This is a genomic window from Martelella radicis, from assembly GCF_014196625.1.
GTDB classification, from domain to species: Bacteria; Pseudomonadota; Alphaproteobacteria; order Rhizobiales; family Rhizobiaceae; genus Martelella; species Martelella radicis.
This window is the reverse complement of record NZ_JACIDZ010000005.1, coordinates 67,165-87,166: the sequence shown is the minus strand read 5'-3', so window position 1 is coordinate 87,166 and position 20,002 is coordinate 67,165. Positions and strand designations below refer to the sequence as shown.

Here is a 20,002-nt window from a genome sequence, read left to right as displayed (position 1 = left end):
AATTACCGGTGACATGCAAAGGCCAAGACCATGTTCGATCTCATCATCAAGAACGCCAACCTTCCTGACGGTCGCAGGGGCATCGATATCGGCATAGCCGGTGGCAAGATCACGGCCATCGAGAAAAACCTTGCGGCGGAAGCGGGCGAGATCATCGATGCGACCAACCGGCTGGTCTCGCCGCCCTTCGTTGATCCGCATTTCCATATGGATGCGACGCTGTCGCTCGGCCTGCCGCGCATGAATGTCTCCGGCACGCTTCTGGAAGGCATCGCGCTCTGGGGCGAGTTGCGGCCGACGCTGACGACAGAGGCGCTGGTCGAACGCGCCCTTGCCTATTGCGATCTCGCCGTCGCCCAAGGCCTTTTGCACATCCGGACCCATGTCGACACCTCGGATCCGAAGCTTGTCACCGTCGAGGCCATGCTGGAGCTGAAGGAGAAGATCGCGCCCTATATCGACCTTCAGCTCGTCGCCTTCCCGCAGGATGGCTATTACCGCGCCGAAGACGGGGTGAAATCGCTGGAGCGGGCGCTGGACATGGGCGTCGACGTCGTCGGCGGTATTCCGCATTTCGAACGCACCATGGCCGATGGCGCAAAATCGGTGGAGGCGCTGTGCCGCATTGCCGCCGAGCGCGGCCTGCCGGTCGACATGCATTGCGACGAGACCGACGACCCGATGTCGCGCCATATCGAGACGCTGGCAGCCGAAACCGTGCGCCATGGCCTGCAAGGGCGCGTGGCCGGCTCGCACCTGACCTCGATGCATTCGATGGACAATTACTACGTTTCCAAGCTGATCCCGCTGATGGCGGAGGCTGAAATCAACGCCATCCCCAATCCGCTGATCAACATCATGCTGCAGGGCCGCCATGATACCTTCCCGAAGCGGCGCGGCATGACACGGGTGCGCGAGCTTCTCGCAGCCGGCATCAATGTCGCCTTCGGCCATGATTGCGTGATGGACCCCTGGTATTCCATGGGCTCCGGCGACATGCTGGAGGTCGCGCATATGGCGGTCCATGTGGCGCAGATGTCGGGCGTCGACGACAAGCGGGCGATCTTTGACTGCATTACCGCCAACTCGGCCAAGGCGCTGGGGCTCGAGGGCTATGGCCTTGCGGTGGGCAATCCGGCCAATCTCGTCATTTTGCAGGCCGAGGATGTGGTGGAGGCGCTGCGGCTGAAGCCGACCCGGCTTGCCGTGCTGCGCGAGGGCCGCGTGATCGCGAAGACAGCGCCAAAGCTTACGACCCTCTCGCTGCCGGGGCGACCCGCCGAGATCGACAGCGGCATCAACCCGACGGGGCGGCCGGCCTTTTGATGGCCTGAACAAATTTCTCGCGAAATGCGTTCCGTCCTTCAGGTTCCGCGCCTATGCTCGCAAAGGGCACGCCGCTCGAAAAATCCGGAAAGGAAAAGCTCATGCAGTATCGCACACTCGGCCGTTCGGGTCTGAAAGTCTCCGCGCTCACGCTCGGCACCATGACCTTCGGCGGCAAGGCAGCCTTCTCCAAGACCGGCAATACCGATCTTGAAGGCGCGAAACGCCAGATCGACATGTGCGTCGATGCCGGCGTCAACATGATCGATACGGCGGACGTCTACTCCGCCGGCGTTTCGGAGGAAATCGTCGGCGAGGCGATCGCCGACAAGCGCGACCGCCTGCTGCTTGCCACCAAGGCCCGCTTCCCCGCCTTCGAGCAGGGGCCGAACGATCGCGGCCTCTCGCGCCACCATCTCGTGCGCGCCTGCGAGGCGAGCCTGAAGCGGCTGAAGACCGATTACATCGACATGTACTGGCTGCACCAGTGGGACGGTCAGACGCCGATCGACGAAACGCTTGCCGCGCTGGATGACCTCGTGCGGGCGGGCAAGATCCGCTATGTCGGCGTTTCCAATTTCTCCGGCTGGCACCTGATGAAGACGCTTGGTACTGCCGAGCGGGAAGGGCTGGTGCGGCCCGTGGCGCAGCAGATCCATTATACGCTGCAGGCGCGTGAGGCCGAATATGAGCTGATGCCGATCGCGCTCGATCAGGAGGTCGGCATCGTCGTCTGGTCGCCGCTGGCCGGCGGGCTTCTCTCCGGCAAATATCGACGCAACCAGCCGGAGCCCGAGGGCACGCGCCGTGCAGCCGAGTGGAACGAGCCGCCGGTGCGCGATATCGAGGCGCTTTATGACATTGTCGAGGTGCTGATCGATATCGCTTCCGCCAGGGGCGCAACGCCGGCGCAGGTGGCGCTGTCCTGGCTCTTGGGCCGTCCGGGCATTGCTTCCCTCATCGTCGGCGCGCGCACCAATGCTCAGCTTGCAGACAATCTCGGCGCTGCCGAACTGACGCTGAGCGATGAGGAGATGGCGAGGCTCGAGGCCGTCAGCCGGCCGCCGCTCATCTATCCCTACTGGCACCAGACCTGGACCGCCTCCGACCGATTGTCGAAGGCCGATCTGGCGTTGATCGCGCCGTTTCTGGAGGGCTGAGGCTCAGCGCCCGCCCTCGATCTTGCGGAAGCGCTGGGCGACGCCGGCCGGACCGTAAGGGTAATCCGGCATGGTCTGGGTGCTGACCTCGGTGAGTCGGCCGATCTCCGCTTCCGAAAGCCTCAGCTTTGCCGCGCCGAGATTGTCGGCAAGCTGGGCTTCCGTGCGCGCGCCCAGGATAACGGAGGTGACCGCCGGCTGGGCGGCAAGCCAGGCGAGCGCCACCTGCGCCATGCTGGCGTTGTGGGCGCCTGCGATCTCTTCCAGCGCGCCGACCACCTCCCAGGTCACGGATTTGGCATTGTGCTTGTCATAGGCCTCCATGCCGCGCTCGGGGTTCTCGCCAAGCCTTGTTGCGCCGGTCGGCATCTGGTCGCGCTTGTACTTGCCGGAAAGCCAGCCGCCGGCGAGCGGCGACCAGGGCAGGAGCCCCATGCCCGCATCTTCGCAGGCCGGCACGATCTCGTGCTCGATGCCGCGCGCCAGAAGATTATATTGCGGCTGCAGCGTCACCGGGGCGGCGAAGCCGCTCGATTTCGCGATCCAGACCGCCTTGGTCAACTGCCAGCCGATGAAGTTGGAAAAGCCGTAGTAAGCGATCTTGCCGCTCGAAATGGCGTCATCGAGAAACCGCAGCGATTCCTCCAGCGGCGTCAGCGCATCGAAGGCGTGAAGTTGGTAGAGGTCGATCTGCTCGACGCCGAGGCGGGTAAGCGAGGCATCGAGCGCTTCCGCGAGGTTCTTGCGCGAGAGGCCAATGCGGTTCGGACCGTCGCCCATCGGAAAGCGGGCCTTGGTGGCGATCACCAGTTCCCTGGTGATCCCCGGCTTCTGCTTCAGCCAACGTCCGACGATCTCCTCCGAGAGGCCGGTCGAGTAGACATTGGCGGTGTCGATGAAATTGCCGCCGGCTGCCACATAGGCATCCATCAGGTGAAAGGATGTCGCCTCGTCGGCCTCGTCGCCAAAGGTCATGGTGCCAAGGCAGAGATTGGTGACGACCGTGCCGCTGTTTCCAAGCCTGCGATATTCCATGATATTCTCCTTGATGTCTCGGGCGAAGACCGGGTGCGATCTTCGCCTGTTGCAATGTCAGCGCGCCGCCCAGTTGGCGCCGCGACGGAAGATGGTCGCCATCTCCGGAACCTGGAACTCGCTCGCCACATGGCCGAGCGAGGAATAGAACACCCGGCCCTTGCCGTGACGGCGTTTCCAGACCACGGGCATGACCACGCCGTCGATCCATTCGGCATGGTCGCCGGCAAAGGTGGTCGTGGCCAGGACCTCGTTCGAGGGGTCCACATGCATGTAATACTGCTCCGAGTGGTAGGGGAAATCCGAAATGCCTTCCATGATCGGATCATCCGGCTTGGTGACGTTCACCCGGTAGTCGATGATGTTGCCGGGATGGGCGACCCACTGGCCGCCGATGATGAACTGGTAGTCGACCGAATCGCGGAAGGCGTCACCCGCGCCGCCGTGATAGCCGGCAATGCCGACGCCGCTCTCGACGGCGGCCGAGAGGTTCTTCACCTCCTCCTTCTCGATCTTCGACATGGTCATGATCGGCACGATCAGGCTCAAATCCTTGATCTGCGGGTCGGCGAAGGCCTCGGTGGAATGCTCCACATAGACCTTGAAACCGTCGTCCTGCAGCATGTCGCGGATGATATGGGCGCATTCCTCCGGCTCGTGGCCGCTCCAGCCGCCCCAGACGATAAGTGCTTCGCGCATGATTGTTCTCCTTCATCTTCAGCCGTTGCAAAAGCCCGGCCGGTTTGAAATCTTCCCGGCGCTCGGCCTATTTGCCGAGCACGCCATTGACGAGTGAATCCGAAAGCGGCGCCGGTCGCTCGACGGTCGTTGAAATCGCGACGGTCTTCCCGGTCTCGGCCGCAACGCCGAAGGCCTCCATCACCTCCAGAACGTGCAGCGCGAGGTCGCCATTGGCCCGGTGCGGCCGGTCGTTGCGGATCGCATAGGCCATGTCGGCAAGGCCGATCGACCGGTAATTGTCGTCGGCATAAGGCTGGTCGACGGGATAGTCCTCGAATTCGCCGCCCTTCTTCAGCAGCGAGATCGGCCCCTTGAAGAAATTGGGGTCCGGCACAAGCAGCGTGCCTTCCGTGCCGTAGATCTCGATCGGCAGATGCCTGTGGCCGGCGACATCGAAACTCATCGTCACCTGCACCACCGCGCCGTTTTCAAACGAAAGCACGCCGGCGATATGGGTCGGCACCTCCACCGCGATCGTCTCGCCCCGGCGCGGCTCGCTGGTGATCGTGCGCTCCCTGCGCAGCATGGTGGCAAAGCCCGCGACGCTTTTGACCGGGCCGAAGAGATTGACGAGGTCAGTGATGTAATAGGGGCCCATGTCGAGCATCGGGCCGCCGCCGATGTCATAGTAGAAGTCCGGATTGGGGTGCCAGGATTCGTGTCCCGGCCGCATGAAGCTCGCCGTTCCGCCGACCGCGATGCCGAGCGCGCCGCTATCGACGATCGCGCGCGATGTCTGGTGTCCGCCGCCGAGAAAGGTGTCGGGCGCCGCGCCGATCCGGAGCCCTGCCTTTTCCGCCGCCTCGGCAAGTTTTTTCCCTTCCGCGAAATTAATGCCGAGCGGCTTTTCCGAATAGGTGTGCTTGCCGGCACCAAGCGCCTTCAGGCCGACCTCCACATGGGCGCGCGGAATGGTGAGGTTGAGGATGATCTCGACCTTCGGATCCGCCATCAGCGCGTCGATCGTGCTGACGGGCACGTTGAATTCGGCCGCCTTCGCTTCCGCCGCCGCCTGGTTGAGGTCGGCAATGCCGCGAATATCGAGAATGTCGAACCCGGCCATCGCCTTCAGGTAGGCGCCCGAAATATTGCCGCATCCGATGATGCCGATCCCTACTCTTTCCATCTTCCACTCCTCCCGAAAGTTGAAAGCCCGCCGTGCTCTCCTCAAAGCGCGGGGCCGGTCGTGCTCCATGGCGATTCATAAAGTTCGTAGAGCGCGACGGCCGCCGCCCCGCGCGCCCAGAAAAAATCGTCCGCGTCGTCGAAAACGAGTTCGCTGACATCGGCAAGCGACGGGGGTATCGCGCTGTTGAAGCCGCCCGTCAGCCGGTCGATGAAAGGCTTGCCGAGAGCGAGGCTGGAGCCCACCAGAATGACGCGCGGCGGCGCAAACAGGGTAACGATATTGGCGACCGTGACGCCGACGGCCTCGCCGGCGCGTTCTGCGGCAGAGGTAATCTGCGCATCCTTCGCCGCAATCAGCGTCTGCGCGTGGGAAATGCCGCGGCCGAGCCGGATTGCGTCGGCGTAAAGCCCCTCGCGCGGGCCGTCGCCGAGGATGGCGTTTTCGCCGGCAAGGCTTGCCAGCCGCGAAATGCCGTCGGCGCTGCTGCCGAGCACGAGATCGCCGAGATTGTGGCTGAGCCCGCCCGCGCCGCGGAAGAGCTCACGATTGTGCAGAACGCCAAGCCCGAGCGTGCGCTCCAGCGAGATCAGCACCATGTCGTCCAGATGGCGGGCCTTGCCGAACCAGTGATGGGCAAGCGTCACGGCATGGACATCGCTTTCCACGATCGTGCGGATGGCAAAACGCGGCGACATGACGGCAGCGAAATCCACATTCTCGTCGCTGAAGATCGGGCTCGAGCGCACAATGCCGGTGCGATGCTCGACCACGCCCGGAATGCCGAGGCAGATCATGTCGATCTCGGCGAGCGTCAGCCCGGTATCCATCACGCAGGCGCGCACGCCGTCCTCGACCAGATCGGCGATCACGTCGATCGGCATGCGGTCGATGCGCACCGGCAGCGAGAATTCCGACAACACCTCGCCGGAGAAATTGGCGACGACGAAGGTCATGCGGGTGGCGGCGATCTTTGCGCCGACGATGCGCGAGGCTTCCGGGTTGAGCTCCAGCATCACCCGGGGGCGGCCGCGCGCGGTCGCGTTGCGCAGATCGCCTTCGTGGCGCGAGAGGATGAGCCCGTCATCAATCAGCGAGGCGGTGATGGCGGAAACCGTGCTGGTCGAAAGCTCCGTGCGCTTGCTGATTTCAATGCGCGAGATCGGTCCGTGGCGCCGGATCGCGTCCAGCACGCTCAACCGGTTGATTGCTCGCATCAATTCAGGATCAGCAGTCTTCATGAGGGCTCGCCGGGCAGGTTCAGGACAGGCTTTATTTTTTCCGCATCGCGAAATAATTAACAGGCGTTTTTTAGTCCCGAAGTCCCGTTTCATGCAAGCGATTTTTGCATTACCTGCCCAATTCGCGGGCATTTTGCCCAATATTCATCAAATACCGGTTGACAAAATTCAGGTCTCGCCGATTATTTAATCCGGAGACTGCAAAAAGTGCTTTGGGAGGAGTGCATATGTCAGTGAATGTCAATTTTCTGCGCGGCAGCCTGCTGGCCGTCGCCGGTTTCGCCGGTCTTGCCGCCCTTTCCGTTCCGGCCGAGGCCGAGACGGTGAAATGGCTGCATCTCGAACAGCAGCCGGCGGTCGTCGACCTCTGGCGCCAGATTGCCGACGAGTATGAAAAGGCCCATCCCGATGTGACCATCGAGATGCAGTTCCTTGAAAACCAGGCCTTCAAGGCCAAGCTGCCGACGCTGCTTCAGTCGTCGGAGGCGCCAAGCTTCTTCTACACCTGGGGCGGCGGCGTGCTGAAGGCGCAGTCGGAAACCGGCATGCTGCGCAATATCGATCCGGCGCTTGATGCCAACGGCGGCGCCTGGGGCAATTCGCTGCTCTCGTCTTCCGTCGATGGCATGACCTTTGACGACAAGGTCTGGGCCGCCCCCTTCAAGACCGGCGTGGTTTCCTTCTTCTACAACAAGGAACTGTTCGAAAAGGCTGGCGTCGACGCTTCGTCGATCGCGACCTGGAGCGACTTCATGGGTGCCGTGAAGGCGCTGAAGGATGCCGGGATCACGCCGATTGCCGGCGGCGGCGGCGACAAGTGGCCGCTGCATTTCTACTGGGGCTATCTGGCCATGCGCGAGGCCGGTCACGATGGTTTCATGGCCGCGAAGGCTGGAGAGAATGGCGGCTTTACCGGGGAGCCTTTCATCAATGCCGGCAAGAAGCTCGCCGAACTCGGCGAACTCGAGCCTTTCCAGAACGGCTATCTCGGCGCGACCTGGAACGACGCGCTGGCTGCCTTCGGCGACGGCCGCGCGGCGATCATCCTGTCGTTCGAGAACACAGCGCAGCGCCAGGCAGTCGACGCGACCGACGGCAAGGGATTGTCGGAAGACAATATCGGCATTTTCCCGTTCCCGACGGTTGCGGGCGGCGCCGGCCTCGTGACCGACAATATGGGCGGCATCAACGGCTGGGCGGTCACCGCCAATGCACCGGATGCAACCGAGGGCTTCCTCGAATACTTCACCAGCCCCGACGTGGTGCGTCGTCTGGTCGAGGTCTCGAACATCCTGCCGGTGACCAAGGGCACGCAGGACGCCGTTACCGATCCGCTGCTGAAGGTTTCCGCAGACGCGCTTGCCAAGGAAACCTGGCACCAGAACTTCCTCGATCAGGATCTCGGTCCCAATGTCGGCGCCGTGGTCAACGACATGAGCGTCGCCATCGTTTCCGGCGCGACCTCGCCGGAAGATGCGGCGCAACAGATCCAGGACACCTACGAACTGGACAGCATGTAAGTCCCGATCCCGGGCTCCGCTTTTGCGGGGCCCGGCACTTTCTGCCTTGCGGTGACCTGGATTGCAGCGCCTTTCCGCTTCGACCTTCAACGGTCACGCCGCCGGGACAGGGCGCATCCGCGCCGCCGAAATGCTTGCGGGAACACCCATATGACGACGACCGATTCCATCCTGCCGCCGCCCGCCGGCGCCGCGCCTCCGGGCCGACCCCGAAGGCGACGTTCGCTGGCCCATACCAAGCTGCCGGTGCTGATCCTGTTTCTGCCGCCAGCGCTGGCACTTTTCACGCTGCTGGTCATCCTGCCGATGGGCGAGGCTGCCTGGTATTCCTTCTTCCACTGGAACGGCTACGGCACGCCGTCGCGCTGGGTAGATTTCCGCAATTATCAGCTGATTTTCCGCAATGCCGCCTTCAAGACGGCGCTGATCAACAATTTCCTCATCATCGCCGTGTCGATCGCGGTCCAACTGCCGCTGGCGCTGTGGCTTGCGACCATGGTGACCAAGCGCATCAAGGGCGCGCTGTTCTTCCGGCTGATCTTCTTTCTGCCCTATGTGCTGGCCGATGTCGCCGCCGGCATGATCTGGCGCTTCGTCTATGACGGCGATTTCGGCCTGGTCGCCGGCATCTGGCATTTCTTCGGCGCCGAGCCGCCCTTCCTGCTGGCCGATCCCAACACGGCCATGCCGGCAATCCTCGCCGTTGTCGTGTGGAAATATTTCGGCTTCCACATGATGCTGTTCATCGCCGGACTGCAGGCGATCGACCGCAGCATCCTGGAGGCCGCCGATATCGACGGCGCGACCGGCTGGCAGAAGTTCCGGCTGGTGACGCTGCCCATGCTCGGCTCCACCGTCAGGCTTTCCGTGTTCTTCGCCGTCATCGGCTCGCTGCAGCTTTTCGACCTGATCATGCCGCTCACCGGCGGCGGGCCGGCGAACTCGACCCAGACCATGGTGACCTTCCTCTACAATTTCGGCGTCACCCGCATGCAGGTCGGTTTCGGCAGCGCCGTCGGCGTCATCCTCTTCGTCATCTGCGTCACGCTGGCCTTCAGCTACAAACGGATATTCATGAAAAATGACTGAGATCTCCGAAAGCGCACCGATCGATGCCGCCACATCGGGCGGCGAGGGCCGCAGGCTCTCCGTCAGCACGCAGACCTATGTCTACGTCTCGCTGCTGATCGTCGCCGGCATCGTCATCGTGCCGCTGGTGACGACGGCGCTCGGCGGCTTCAAGACCCTGCCGGATCTGCGCGGCAACCCCTTCGGCCTGCCGGACGAATGGCAGTGGAGCAACTACACTGATATTCTTCTGTCGCAACGTTACTGGCTGCAAATGGGCAATTCGCTGCTGATCGCCGTGGTGACCGTGTTCCTCACCATCGTCTTTGCCGCCTGCGCCGCCTTCTGCTTCGCCCATATCCGCTTTTTCGGCGCGGACTATCTGCTCAATTATTTCCTGATCGGCCTGATGTTTCCGGCGGCGACCGCAATCCTGCCGCTCTACATCCGCATCCGCGATCTCGGCCTGCTCGATACCTATTGGGGCGTGATCCTGCCGCAGGTGGCTTTCGGGCTTGGCATGAGCATCCTTCTGTTCCGCAATTATTTCCGCAACCTGCCGGAGGAATTGTTCGACGCCGCCTTCGTCGATGGCTGCGGCTATATCGGCTTCTTCTGGCACGTCACCATGCCGCTGTCGCGGCCGATCATTGCAACTGTCGGCATCATCGCCTTCGTCCAGAGCTGGAACAGCTACATCATTCCGCTGATCATGCTGAACACGGAAAACCGCTATCCCTGGCCGCTCGGCATCATGGTCTACAAGGGCGAGTTCGCAACCGACTGGCAGCTTGTGCTTGCCTTCATCACGCTCACCATCCTGCCGACGGTGATTGCCTTCTTCGTCGCCCAGAAACATATCATTGCCGGGCTCACCGCCGGCGCCGTCAAGTCGTGAACCATCGGGGAGCTTGATTAAAATGGCATCCGTCACCCTCAGCAATATCAGGAAATCCTACGGCGCGCTCGAGGTGATCCACGGCGTCTCGCTCGACATCAAGGATGGCGAATTCGTCGCCCTTGTGGGGCCTTCCGGGTGCGGCAAGTCCACGCTGTTGCGGATGATCGCAGGACTTGAGGAAATCACCGGCGGGGATATTTCGATCGGCGGGGAGATCGTCAACGAACTGACCCCGCGCGAGCGCAACATCGCCATGGTGTTCCAGTCCTATGCGCTCTATCCGCACATGACGGTGGCCGAGAACATGGGCTTCAACCTGCGTCTTGCCAAACGTCCCAAGGCGGAGATCGAGGAGCGGGTGGGGGAGGCGGCGCGCATGCTCGACCTGACGGCGCTTCTCGACCGCAAGCCTTCCCAGCTTTCCGGCGGCCAGCGCCAGCGCGTCGCCATGGGCCGCGCCGTGGTGCGCAATCCGGCCGTCTTTCTGTTCGACGAGCCGCTGTCGAACCTCGATGCCAAGCTCAGGGTGCAGATGCGCACCGAAATCAAGACGCTGCATCAGCGCGTCGAGACCACATCCATCTATGTCACTCACGACCAGATCGAGGCGATGACGCTGGCCGACCGCGTGGTGGTGCTGAACAAGGGGCATATCGAGCAGCAGGGTACGCCGCTGGAACTCTACAAGACCCCGGCCAATCTCTTCGTCGCCGCCTTCATCGGGTCTCCGGCGATGAACCTTCTGCCGGCGGTAATCGAGGCGGCGGACGGCGTACCCTCCGTCCGCTTTTCCGATGGCACGCTGCTGCCGATCTCGAAGAACCATCACGGCATCGCCCGCGGCCAGAAGGTGACGGTCGGGCTCAGGCCCGAGCACCTGAACCCGGATATCGGCAATGGCGCGGTGATCAAAGGGACCGCGCTTCTGGTGGAGCCGACGGGCGCGCAAAGCCATGTCGTCTTCGAGCTTGGCGGCCAGCAGGTCACCGCGATCGTCGATGGCGAGCGTGAGATCCATCACGACGACCCGTTCGAGGCGAAGATCGATCCCGAACGGGTTCATATTTTCGATGCGGAAACCGGCGCTGCGCTTTGAGGCCAGGGCGGCTTACGGCTGCCAGCCGACAATGCCTTTGATCTCGAGGAAATCATCGATCGCCCAGTCGGCATATTCGCGGCCATTGCCGGACTGTTTGTAGCCGCCGAACGGGCCCATCGGATCCCAGTCGGGGTAATTGAGATAGACCGATCCGGCGCGAATGCGCCGGGCAATGACTCTCGCATGTTCGATATTGCCCGACTGGACATAGGCGCCAAGGCCGTAGACCGTGTCATTGGCGATTGCGACCGCCTCGTCCTCGTCGGCGTAGGGCAGGATCGAAAGCACCGGCCCGAAGATTTCCTCGCGCGCGATGGTCATGTCGTTCTTCACATTACCGAAGACCGTTGGCCGCACGTAATAGCCGCGCTCGAGACCCTCCGGCTTGCCGGGCCCGCCGGTAACGAGCGTCGCGCCTTCGGCAATGCCCGTTTCGATCAGCCGCTGGATCTTTTCATACTGCTGTTTGGAGACGACCGGGCCGAGTACCGTGGTCTCGGAATTGGGGTCGCCTGTGACATGGCTTTCGGCGGCAGCCTTGGCGTAGCCAAGCGCCTCGTCGTGGCGGTCTGCGGGCACCAGCATGCGGGTCGGCGCATCGCAGGACTGGCCGGTGTTTTCAAAGCAGGAGGCAACGCCGCCGCGCACGGCCGCTTCCAGATCCGCATCGGGCAGGATGATGTTGGGGGACTTGCCGCCAAGCTCCTGCGCCACGCGCTTGACCGTATCGGCCGCCGTCTTGGCGACGATGATGCCGGCGCGGGTGGAACCGGTGAAGGACACCATGTCGACGTCCTTGTGGCCGGCCATGATCTGGCCGACATCCGGCCCGGTGCCCTGCACCATGTTGTAGACGCCCTTTGGCGTGCCGGCGGCCTCCATCACCTCGGAAAAGATGACGCCGGAGATCGGCGCGATCTCGGAGGGTTTCAGCACCATGGTGCAGCCGGCGGCAATTGCCGGCGCCACCTTGCAGACGATCTGGTTCAGCGGCCAGTTCCACGGCGTGATCAGCGCGCAGACGCCGACCGGCTCACGCACGATCATCGCCTTGCCGCGCGGCTTCTCCAGTTCGAAATCCTCGAAGGCCTTGATCGTCGCCTCGAGATGGCCGCGCCCGGCGGCAACCTGCGAGCTGCGGGCAAAGGCGACCGGCGCGCCCATTTCGCGGCTGACGGCCTGGGCGATGTCCTCGTAGCGCTCGTTATAGGCCTCGAGAATGCGCTTCAGCAACGCGAGCCGCTCGTCTTTTGTCGTCAGGGAGAAGGTTTCGAAGGCGGCCTTCGCGGCGGCGACCGCGCGGTCGACGTCGCCTGCCGCCCCGATAGAGATGGACGTGAAGGCCTCCTCGGTGGCGGGATTGATCACGGCCAGCGTTTTTGGCGCGATCGGATCGACCCAGGCGCCGTCGATGAAGAATTTCAGGTTGTTGGTCATGGCCTCGCTCCCTTGAAACTGTTCGCCCGGACGAAGTGCCCGGGCGCTTTGATTCTGTGTTGCTCCGGTCTTATTCAGAGCGGTTCGCCGGCCAGAAGCTTCGGCTTGTCATGCATTGTGCGGCCTGCCGCCTCCTCGATGAAATAGCGCTTCAGGCCCGGCATGCGGTCGACCACGCCGAGGCCGAAATCGCGGGCAACGCGCAACGGGCCGATGTCATTGGAGAACAGCCGGTTGAGGACGTCGGTGGTCATGCCCATGCGCACCGTGTCGAAGCGGCGCCAGCTCTGGTACCGCTCCAGCGTGTCCATGGCGCCGATGTCGAGACCCATGCGGTCGGCCTCGACGATGGTTTCGGCGAGTGCCGCGACATCCTTGAAGCCGAGATTGAGGCCCTGGCCGGAAATCGGGTGGATGCCGTGGGCGGCATCGCCGGCAAGCGCAAGGCGCGGCGCGATGAAGGCGCGCGACAGCGTGAGGCCGAGCGGGAAGGCGCGCCTGCCGCCGGCAAGTTCGAGTTTGCCAAGATGATGGCCGAAGCGGCGCTCGAGCTCGACCTCGAACACCATGTCGTCGCTTTCAACCAGACGCTTGGCATCGTCGGTGCGCTCGGTCCAGACGAGCGAGGAGCGGTTACCCTTGAGCGGCAGGATGGCGAAGGGGCCTGCCGGCAGGAAATGTTCCTCCGCGCGGCCATTGTGCGGGCGCTCATGGGCGACGGTGGTGACGATGCCGGACTGGCCGTAATCGAATTTGACGGTCTTGATGCCCGCCATGTACCTGAGCCGCGAGCGCACGCCGTCACAGGCGACGACAAGCCGCGTTGCAATCTCCTCGCCACCGGCAAGCGTGATCTTCGCATGGCCGCCATTGTTCTCGAAGGCCGTGACGGCAGCCCCGTGGCGAATGGTGATGCCAAGCTCGTCTGCCTTCTGCCGGAGCGCGCGGACCATGGAGACGTTCGGGATCATGTAGGCGAAGGGCTCGTTCGTCGCGGCGCGGTCGGCGAAAGTGAGGAAGACCGGCTTCACGGGTTCGCCGGTTTTCGAATCGGTGACGATCATGTCGTTGATCGGCTGGGCGTCGTCCTTGATGTCGTCCCAGAGCTCCAGCGTCTTCAGCATGTTGATCGCGGCGGCGATGATCGCCGAGGCCCGCTCGTCCTTCTGCCAGACATGTTCGGGGGCGGCTTCCATCAGCTCGATCTCGAGATGCGGCGCTGCCTTCTTGACGGCAACGGCAACGCTGAGGCCGACATAGCCACCGCCGACGATGATGATGTCCTTCATTTCGCGCTCCCTTCCGGTCGTGCCGGCATTGGCTTCAGGTCTCTCGATCAGCACCTTCGAAGCTGCTATACGGCATGCATTACTCAAAGCGGTATATAGGGAAGCGTTCCGGATGTCACAGGCCAATCCTGCCCAAAGCGACAGCGTGCTTGCAGATCTGCTCGATCTGGAGCGGCTGGAGGAGAATCTTTATCGCGGGCAGAGTCCGGTCACGACATGGCAACGCGTCTTCGGCGGGCAGGTGGTGGCGCAGTCGCTTGTCGCCGCCCAGCGCACCGTGCCGCCCGGCCGCTTTGTCCACTCGCTGCACGGCTATTTCATGCGGCCGGGCGATACCAAGGTGCCGATCGTCTTCCAGGTGGAGCGGCTGCGCGACGGGCGCAGCTTCTCCACGCGCAATGTGCGCGCCATCCAGCATGGCGAGCCGATCTTCATCATGGCGGCTTCCTTCCAGATCGAGGAGGAGGGGTTTGAGCATCAGGACGTGATGCCGGACGTGCCGCCGCCGGAGGAACTGGTCGCCAGCGACATCATGAACGATGCCGAGCACGCGCCAGCGCCGATCCGCAATTACTGGAAGCGCGAGCGGCCGATCGAGCTCAGGCCCGTCGATCTGGATCAGTTCCTGTGGCGCAAGAAGCGTTCGAGCCGCCAGAGCATCTGGATCCGGGGCAATGGCGTGCCGCCCAAGGGGCGCGCCTACCAGACGGCGTTCCTGTCCTACATGTCGGACATGACGCTTCTCGACACGACGCTCTATCCGCATGAAAGCTCGGTGTTTTCCGACGGCATCCAGGGTGCGAGCCTCGATCACGCGGTCTGGTTCCACCGCCCCTTCGACATTTCCGACTGGCTTCTCTACGTGCATGAAAGCCCCTCGGCCAACGGCGCGCGCGGTCTGGCTTATGGCAAGATCTTCGCCCGCGATGGCACGCTGGTGGCCTCGGTGGCCCAGGAGGGGCTGATCCGGCTCAACGAGAATGTCCGGCCTTTCTACGAGTGAATTCCTGGAGGGCACACCGCAGTTCCGTGCGGGGGTGCACGCCCTGGGGCAACGCGCGGTTCCTGCCCGCGCGACGGCGCGGTTTCTTCGTTTCGGGCGCGGTGTCTTGCAGCCCATTCAGCCATATGCATAAAAATTAGGCAATTGCCGTGATTTGCGCACATCTGCGTGCCAATGCTGCCGCAGTTTTGCCTCCATGTGTTTGGTGATATAAAATCATCATAAAAATCAATTGATTATAAGAAAACTTCGAATCTGGCACGGACTTTGTATGTCTCTGATAGGCCGCTGACGGATTCGCCTGTCCAAGCGGTAAGGAGATTCGGTTCCTTCGGGAGCCGAGGGTAAACAAAGGATGGGAAACCAGATGAAAATTGTGATGGCCATCATAAAGCCGTTCAAGCTGGATGAGGTGCGTGAGGCCCTCACCGCTGTCGGCATTCAGGGCCTGACCGTTACCGAGGTCAAGGGGTACGGTCGGCAGAAGGGGCACACCGAGATTTATCGCGGCACGGAATATGCCGTCAGCTTTCTTCCCAAGCTGAAGATCGAAGTCGCGGTTGCTGCCGATGTGGTTGAGAAGGCTGTCGAGGCGATCGCCTCCTCCGCAAAGACCGGCCAGATCGGTGACGGCAAGATCTTTGTCTATTCCATCGAACAGGCCGTGCGCATCCGCACCGGCGAAACCGATTCCGAAGCGCTGTAAGACAGCAGGGGGTAATCAGTCTATGTCTTCCAAACTCAAACTCTTTGCGGGCGTCACGGCGGTTGCGGCAGCTTCCTTTGCCTTTCCCGCGCTGGCTCAGGACGAAACTGTGATCGACCTGACGACGGCAACCGGCGTTTCGCCGGCGACCGCTGAAATCCTCAACACGATGCTGTTCCTCATCGGCGGCTTCCTGGTCATGTGGATGGCAGCCGGCTTCGCCATGCTCGAAATGGGCCTGGTGCGCAAGAAGAACGCCTCCATGCAGGGCCTGAAGAACATCGCCCTCTATTCGGTCGGCGGCATCATGTTCTGGTTCACCGGCTACAACCTGATGTATACCGGCGTCGATGGCGGCTTCATGGGCTCGTTCGGCCCCTACGTCTTCCCGGGACCCGGCATGGATGATGGTTCGGCTGGCTATTCGGTCGCTTCCGACTGGTTCTTCCAGATGGTGTTCTGCGCCACGACCGCCTCGATCGTTTCGGGTACGGTTGCCGAGCGTATCAAGTTCTGGCCGTTCATGATCTTCACCGTCGTCCTGACCGGTATCCTCTACCCGATCACCGGTTCCTGGCAGTGGGGCGGCGGCTGGCTCGCTGAAATGGGCTTCTCCGACTTCGCCGGTTCGACGCTGGTTCACTCGGTCGGCGGTTGGGCCGCTCTCGCCGGTGCTCTCGTCCTCGGAGCTCGTACGGGCAAATACGGCGCTGACGGTTCCGTTCACCCGATGCCGGGCTCGAACATCCCGCTCGCCGTTCTCGGTACCTTCATCCTGTGGCTCGGCTGGTTCGGGTTCAACGGCGCTTCGCAGCTTGCCATCGGCTCGATTGCGGATGCCGGTGATGTTTCCAAGATCTTCGTCAACACCAATCTGGCCGCTGCCGCCGGTGCCGTCGTCGCGATGATCCTGCTGCAGATCGTCTACAAGAAGGTCGACGTGACCATGGTCCTCAACGGCGCGCTCGCCGGTCTGGTCTCGATCACGGCCGAACCGCTGACGCCGTCCGTTCCGGCTGCTCTGTTCATCGGTGGTATCGGTGGCGTAATCGTCATCGTCGTCGTGCCGCTGCTCGACAAGCTGAAGATCGACGACGTTGTCGGTGCGATCCCGGTTCACCTGATCGCCGGTATCTGGGGCACCTTCATCGTTCCGCTCACCAATGACGGCACGTCCTTCGGCACGCAGATCATCGGTATCGTCTCGATCGGTGTCTTCACCTTCGTCGCGTCGCTGATCGTCTGGTTCATCCTCAAGGCCGTCATGGGTATCCGTGTCTCGCCGGAAGAGGAAGCGGACGGGCTCGACAAGTCGGAAGTCGGCGTCGAGGCCTATCCGGAATTCATGTAATTCCGCTTCAAAGTTACGGTCCGCATCATGCGGGCCGCGCGAACCCGGGCTTTGCGGCCCGGGTTTTTTGTTGGCTTGGAAAGGCCTCGTTTTTCGATGGTTAAAGAGGCTTTAACCCATCACTGCTAGCCTGCCGGCGATGCCCCTTCTGCCTGCTGCCCGAAAAGGCGCGGACCAGTGGGGCGTGACCGAATCAGAACCGAGTTTCAGGAACGGACAGTCATGGCGGCACGAGCAGAGCGATACGGGGAAAAGAGCAGCGGGGAATTCTCCTTCACCGGTTTTGTGCGGCGCTATGTTGCGGCCCTTTTCGGTTTTGCGCTGTTCGTCGCCCTTTGCCTGGCGATTGCCGCGCTTGCGACGTGGAATGTCGATGATCCAAGCGGTTCGCATGCCACAGACGGGCTGCCGACCAATATCCTGGGTTATCCCGGCGCCAATTTCGCCGACATCATGATGCAGTCGCTGGGGCTTGCCAGCGTGTTCGCTCTTCTGCCCGTGCTCTCCTGGTCGCTGGCGCTGATGGCCGGTCGCCCCATCCATCGCAAGCCCTCGCGCTTCTTCGCCTGGATCGGCGCCGGCCTGGTGACGGCGGCCGTGCTCGGCTGCTTTCCCGCACCGCCGACCTGGCCGCTGCCGAACGGGCTAGGCGGTGTTTCCGGCGACCTGATCCTGCGCTTCCCGGCATTGTTTCTTGGCCAGTACCCTTCAGGCCTTGCCGCAATGATCGTCGGCGCGATCTTCATCCTGCCGGCGCTGTTCCTGCAGCTCTATGCCGCCGGCCTAATCGTGCGCCATCCCCCCATCGTCGCCGAAAAGCCCGCCGCCCGGCAGGTCGACCATGACCCCGGTGCGCCCTCGGTCGCCGATCTCTCCGAGGAACGCGACGGCTTCCTTTCGCTTGCGCCGCTGCTCGGCCATCTGACTCATTCTTGGTACATCACCCGCGCTCGGCTGAACCGCCTGTTCGCGCGAAGGACCGTTGAGGACGAGGACGAACTGTTCGACGAACCCTATGATTTCAATGAGGACAGTTTCGAGCGCCTCGATGAGGAGGAAGCTCCCTCCTATCAGCGTCGAGGGGAGCCGAGCCTCATCGACCCCGAAGCGCGACGCGAGAAGGGCTACGCGCCGGTCGATCCGCCGCCCTTCGACTATGATGACGACCGCAATAGCTTCGATCCGGGCTATGACGATGATGACGACGACGACTATTTGCCCGATGGCGTGCTGAGCGCCGATTTCGACATGCCTGCCGCGCGGCGGAGCGAAGCGGATGTCGCCGAACGTCCGGCGGGAAACCGCGCCACGGTCACCCGCGAAGCCCCTCGCGCGCCCGTCGTAGCGGCACCCGCGCCGCCGCCGCGTCCGGCAAGCGTCGAGACGGTGCGCCGTCCGGCCCGCGCAAGCCACCATCACGCGGGCCATTTCGAACTGCCCTCCCACAGCCTTCTTGCCGAACCCAAGGGGCTTGCGCGCGACAAGGCGCTGTCGAAGGAGGTGCTGGAGGATAATGCCCGCACGCTGGAGAAGGTGCTGGAGGATTTCGGCGTCAAGGGCGAGATCATTCATGTCCGGCCGGGGCCTGTCGTCACCCTTTACGAACTGGAGCCCGCGCCCGGCATCAAGTCGTCGCGCGTCATCGGCCTTGCCGATGATATCGCCCGTTCGATGGCGGCGATCTCGGCCCGCGTCGCCGTCATTCCCGGACGCAACGCGATCGGCATCGAACTGCCGAACCCCCATCGCGAAACCGTGTTCCTGCGCGAGATCATCGCCAGCCAGGATTTCGAAAACTCCAAGGCGAAGCTCGCCATGGCGCTCGGCAAGACCATCGGCGGCGAAAGCGTCACCGTCGATCTCGCCAAGATGCCGCATCTCCTGATCGCCGGCACCACCGGCTCGGGCAAGTCGGTCGCCGTCAACACCATGATCCTGTCGCTACTCTACCGGCTGTCGCCCGAACAGTGCCGGCTGATCATGATCGACCCGAAAATGCTCGAACTTTCGGTCTATGACGGCATCCCGCATCTGCTGTCGCCGGTTGTGACCGACCCGAAGAAGGCGGTCGTCGCGCTCAAATGGACCGTGCGCGAAATGGAAGAGCGCTACAAGAACATGGCCAAGCTCGGCGTGCGCAATATCGACGGCTTCAACAACCGCGTGCGCCAGGCCGCCGAGAAGGGCGAAACGCTGTCGCGCACCGTTCAGATCGGCTTCGACCGCGAGACCGGCGAGGCGATCTACGAGACGGAGGAGTTCGATCTCGAGCCGATGCCCTATATCGTCGTGATCATCGACGAGATGGCCGACTTGATGATGGTTGCCGGCAAGGATATCGAAGGCGCGGTCCAGCGTCTGGCGCAGATGGCGCGCGCCGCCGGCATTCATGTGATCATGGCGACGCAGAGGCCGTCGGTCGATGTCATCACCGGCACGATCAAGGCAAACTTCCCGACGCGCATCTCCTTCCAGGTGACGTCGAAGATCGACAGCCGCACCATTCTGGGCGAGCAGGGCGCAGAACAGCTTCTCGGCCAGGGCGACATGCTGCACATGGCCGGCGGCGGGCGTATCCAGCGCGTCCACGGTCCCTTCGTGTCCGACCCGGAAGTGGAAGAGATCGTCGCCTATCTGAAGACGCAGGGCACGCCCGATTATCTCGATGCGATCACGGCGGATGATGACGACGACATGGTCGATTCCGACGGCGGGAGCACCTCGAACCTTTCGAAGTCGGATGATCCCTACGATCAGGCGGTCGCCATCGTGCTGCGCGACGGCAAGGCCTCGACGTCCTACGTCCAGCGTCGCCTCGGTATTGGCTATAACCGCGCGGCCAGCCTGATCGAACGCATGGAGGATGAGGGCGTGATCGGCCCGGCGAACCACGCGGGTAAACGCGAAATTCTGGTGCCGACGGAGCGCGATATCATTGAAGGGTCCAATTGACGCCCCATCTTTGAGTGCACGAACAATCCGGCGCCTGCCCAGAAATC

At 62.8% G+C, this 20,002-nt stretch carries 16 protein-coding genes; 10 read left to right on the top strand and 6 right to left on the bottom strand.

What is annotated here, in order from left to right; translation table 11 throughout:
• The first annotated feature begins 30 nt into the window (after positions 1–30).
• Complete coding sequence (locus tag GGR30_RS09185) at positions 31–1,326, top strand: amidohydrolase family protein (protein WP_183485262.1); 1,296 nt, start codon at positions 31–33, stop codon at positions 1,324–1,326.
• A 101-nt stretch (positions 1,327–1,427) separates the two neighbouring features.
• The gene (locus GGR30_RS09180) at positions 1,428–2,486 is read left to right on the top strand and encodes an aldo/keto reductase (RefSeq protein WP_183485259.1); all 1,059 of its coding nucleotides are present in this window, start codon (positions 1,428–1,430) and stop codon (positions 2,484–2,486) included.
• 3 nt (positions 2,487–2,489) lie between these two features.
• Here GGR30_RS09180 and GGR30_RS09175 read toward each other — a convergent pair whose 3' ends face one another.
• From GGR30_RS09175 to GGR30_RS09160, 4 genes are all read right to left on the bottom strand, one after another.
• A complete protein-coding gene (locus tag GGR30_RS09175; RefSeq protein ID WP_183485257.1) occupies positions 2,490–3,521 on the bottom strand; it encodes an aldo/keto reductase in 1,032 nt (343 codons plus the stop codon).
• 57 nt (positions 3,522–3,578) lie between these two features.
• Complete coding sequence (locus GGR30_RS09170) at positions 3,579–4,220, bottom strand: ThuA domain-containing protein (protein WP_183485254.1); 642 nt, start codon at positions 4,218–4,220, stop codon at positions 3,579–3,581.
• 67 nt (positions 4,221–4,287) lie between these two features.
• Positions 4,288–5,388: a Gfo/Idh/MocA family protein gene (locus GGR30_RS09165; RefSeq protein WP_183485252.1), complete on the bottom strand. Its 1,101-nt coding sequence runs from the start codon at positions 5,386–5,388 to the stop codon at positions 4,288–4,290.
• A gap of 41 nt (positions 5,389–5,429) precedes the next feature.
• The gene (locus GGR30_RS09160; protein WP_183485250.1) at positions 5,430–6,629 is read right to left on the bottom strand and encodes an ROK family transcriptional regulator; all 1,200 of its coding nucleotides are present in this window, start codon (positions 6,627–6,629) and stop codon (positions 5,430–5,432) included.
• A gap of 227 nt (positions 6,630–6,856) precedes the next feature.
• Here GGR30_RS09160 and GGR30_RS09155 point away from each other — a divergent pair, with 227 nt between their 5' ends.
• The 4 genes from GGR30_RS09155 (at position 6,857) to GGR30_RS09140 (ending at position 11,214) form a co-directional block, all read left to right on the top strand.
• Positions 6,857–8,149 carry an extracellular solute-binding protein gene (locus GGR30_RS09155; protein ID WP_183485247.1) on the top strand — a complete coding sequence of 431 codons (1,293 nt, stop codon included), beginning with the start codon at positions 6,857–6,859 and terminating at the stop codon, positions 8,147–8,149.
• Between the two features lie 150 nt (positions 8,150–8,299).
• Entirely contained in the window at positions 8,300–9,238 is a 939-nt protein-coding gene (locus GGR30_RS09150; RefSeq protein WP_183485244.1) for a carbohydrate ABC transporter permease, read from the top strand.
• Positions 9,231–10,115: a carbohydrate ABC transporter permease gene (locus GGR30_RS09145; protein ID WP_183485240.1), complete on the top strand. Its 885-nt coding sequence runs from the start codon at positions 9,231–9,233 to the stop codon at positions 10,113–10,115. Before GGR30_RS09150 ends, GGR30_RS09145 begins: the two co-directional genes overlap by 8 nt.
• Before the next feature lie 22 nt (positions 10,116–10,137).
• Entirely contained in the window at positions 10,138–11,214 is a 1,077-nt protein-coding gene (locus GGR30_RS09140; RefSeq protein WP_183485237.1) for an ABC transporter ATP-binding protein, read from the top strand.
• A gap of 12 nt (positions 11,215–11,226) precedes the next feature.
• Here GGR30_RS09140 and GGR30_RS09135 read toward each other — a convergent pair whose 3' ends face one another.
• Positions 11,227–12,654 (bottom strand): aldehyde dehydrogenase family protein, encoded by a 1,428-nt coding sequence (locus GGR30_RS09135; protein WP_183485234.1) that lies wholly within the window; start codon positions 12,652–12,654, stop codon positions 11,227–11,229.
• Positions 12,655–12,728: 74 nt separating this feature from the next.
• On the bottom strand, positions 12,729–13,943 hold the full coding sequence (locus GGR30_RS09130; protein WP_183485693.1) for a ubiquinone biosynthesis hydroxylase: 1,215 nt from the start codon (positions 13,941–13,943) through the stop codon (positions 12,729–12,731).
• A 112-nt stretch (positions 13,944–14,055) separates the two neighbouring features.
• Here GGR30_RS09130 and tesB point away from each other — a divergent pair, with 112 nt between their 5' ends.
• The 4 genes from tesB (at position 14,056) to GGR30_RS09110 (ending at position 19,955) form a co-directional block, all read left to right on the top strand.
• Positions 14,056–14,946 carry an acyl-CoA thioesterase II gene (tesB, locus tag GGR30_RS09125; RefSeq protein ID WP_183485231.1) on the top strand — a complete coding sequence of 297 codons (891 nt, stop codon included), beginning with the start codon at positions 14,056–14,058 and terminating at the stop codon, positions 14,944–14,946.
• Between the two features lie 355 nt (positions 14,947–15,301).
• Positions 15,302–15,652: a P-II family nitrogen regulator gene (locus GGR30_RS09120; RefSeq protein WP_018064835.1), complete on the top strand. Its 351-nt coding sequence runs from the start codon at positions 15,302–15,304 to the stop codon at positions 15,650–15,652.
• 22 nt (positions 15,653–15,674) lie between these two features.
• Entirely contained in the window at positions 15,675–17,003 is a 1,329-nt protein-coding gene (locus tag GGR30_RS09115; protein WP_183485228.1) for an ammonium transporter family protein, read from the top strand.
• Between the two features lie 222 nt (positions 17,004–17,225).
• Positions 17,226–19,955: an FtsK/SpoIIIE family DNA translocase gene (locus GGR30_RS09110; protein ID WP_183485225.1), complete on the top strand. Its 2,730-nt coding sequence runs from the start codon at positions 17,226–17,228 to the stop codon at positions 19,953–19,955.
• Positions 19,956–20,002: the final 47 nt, after the last annotated feature.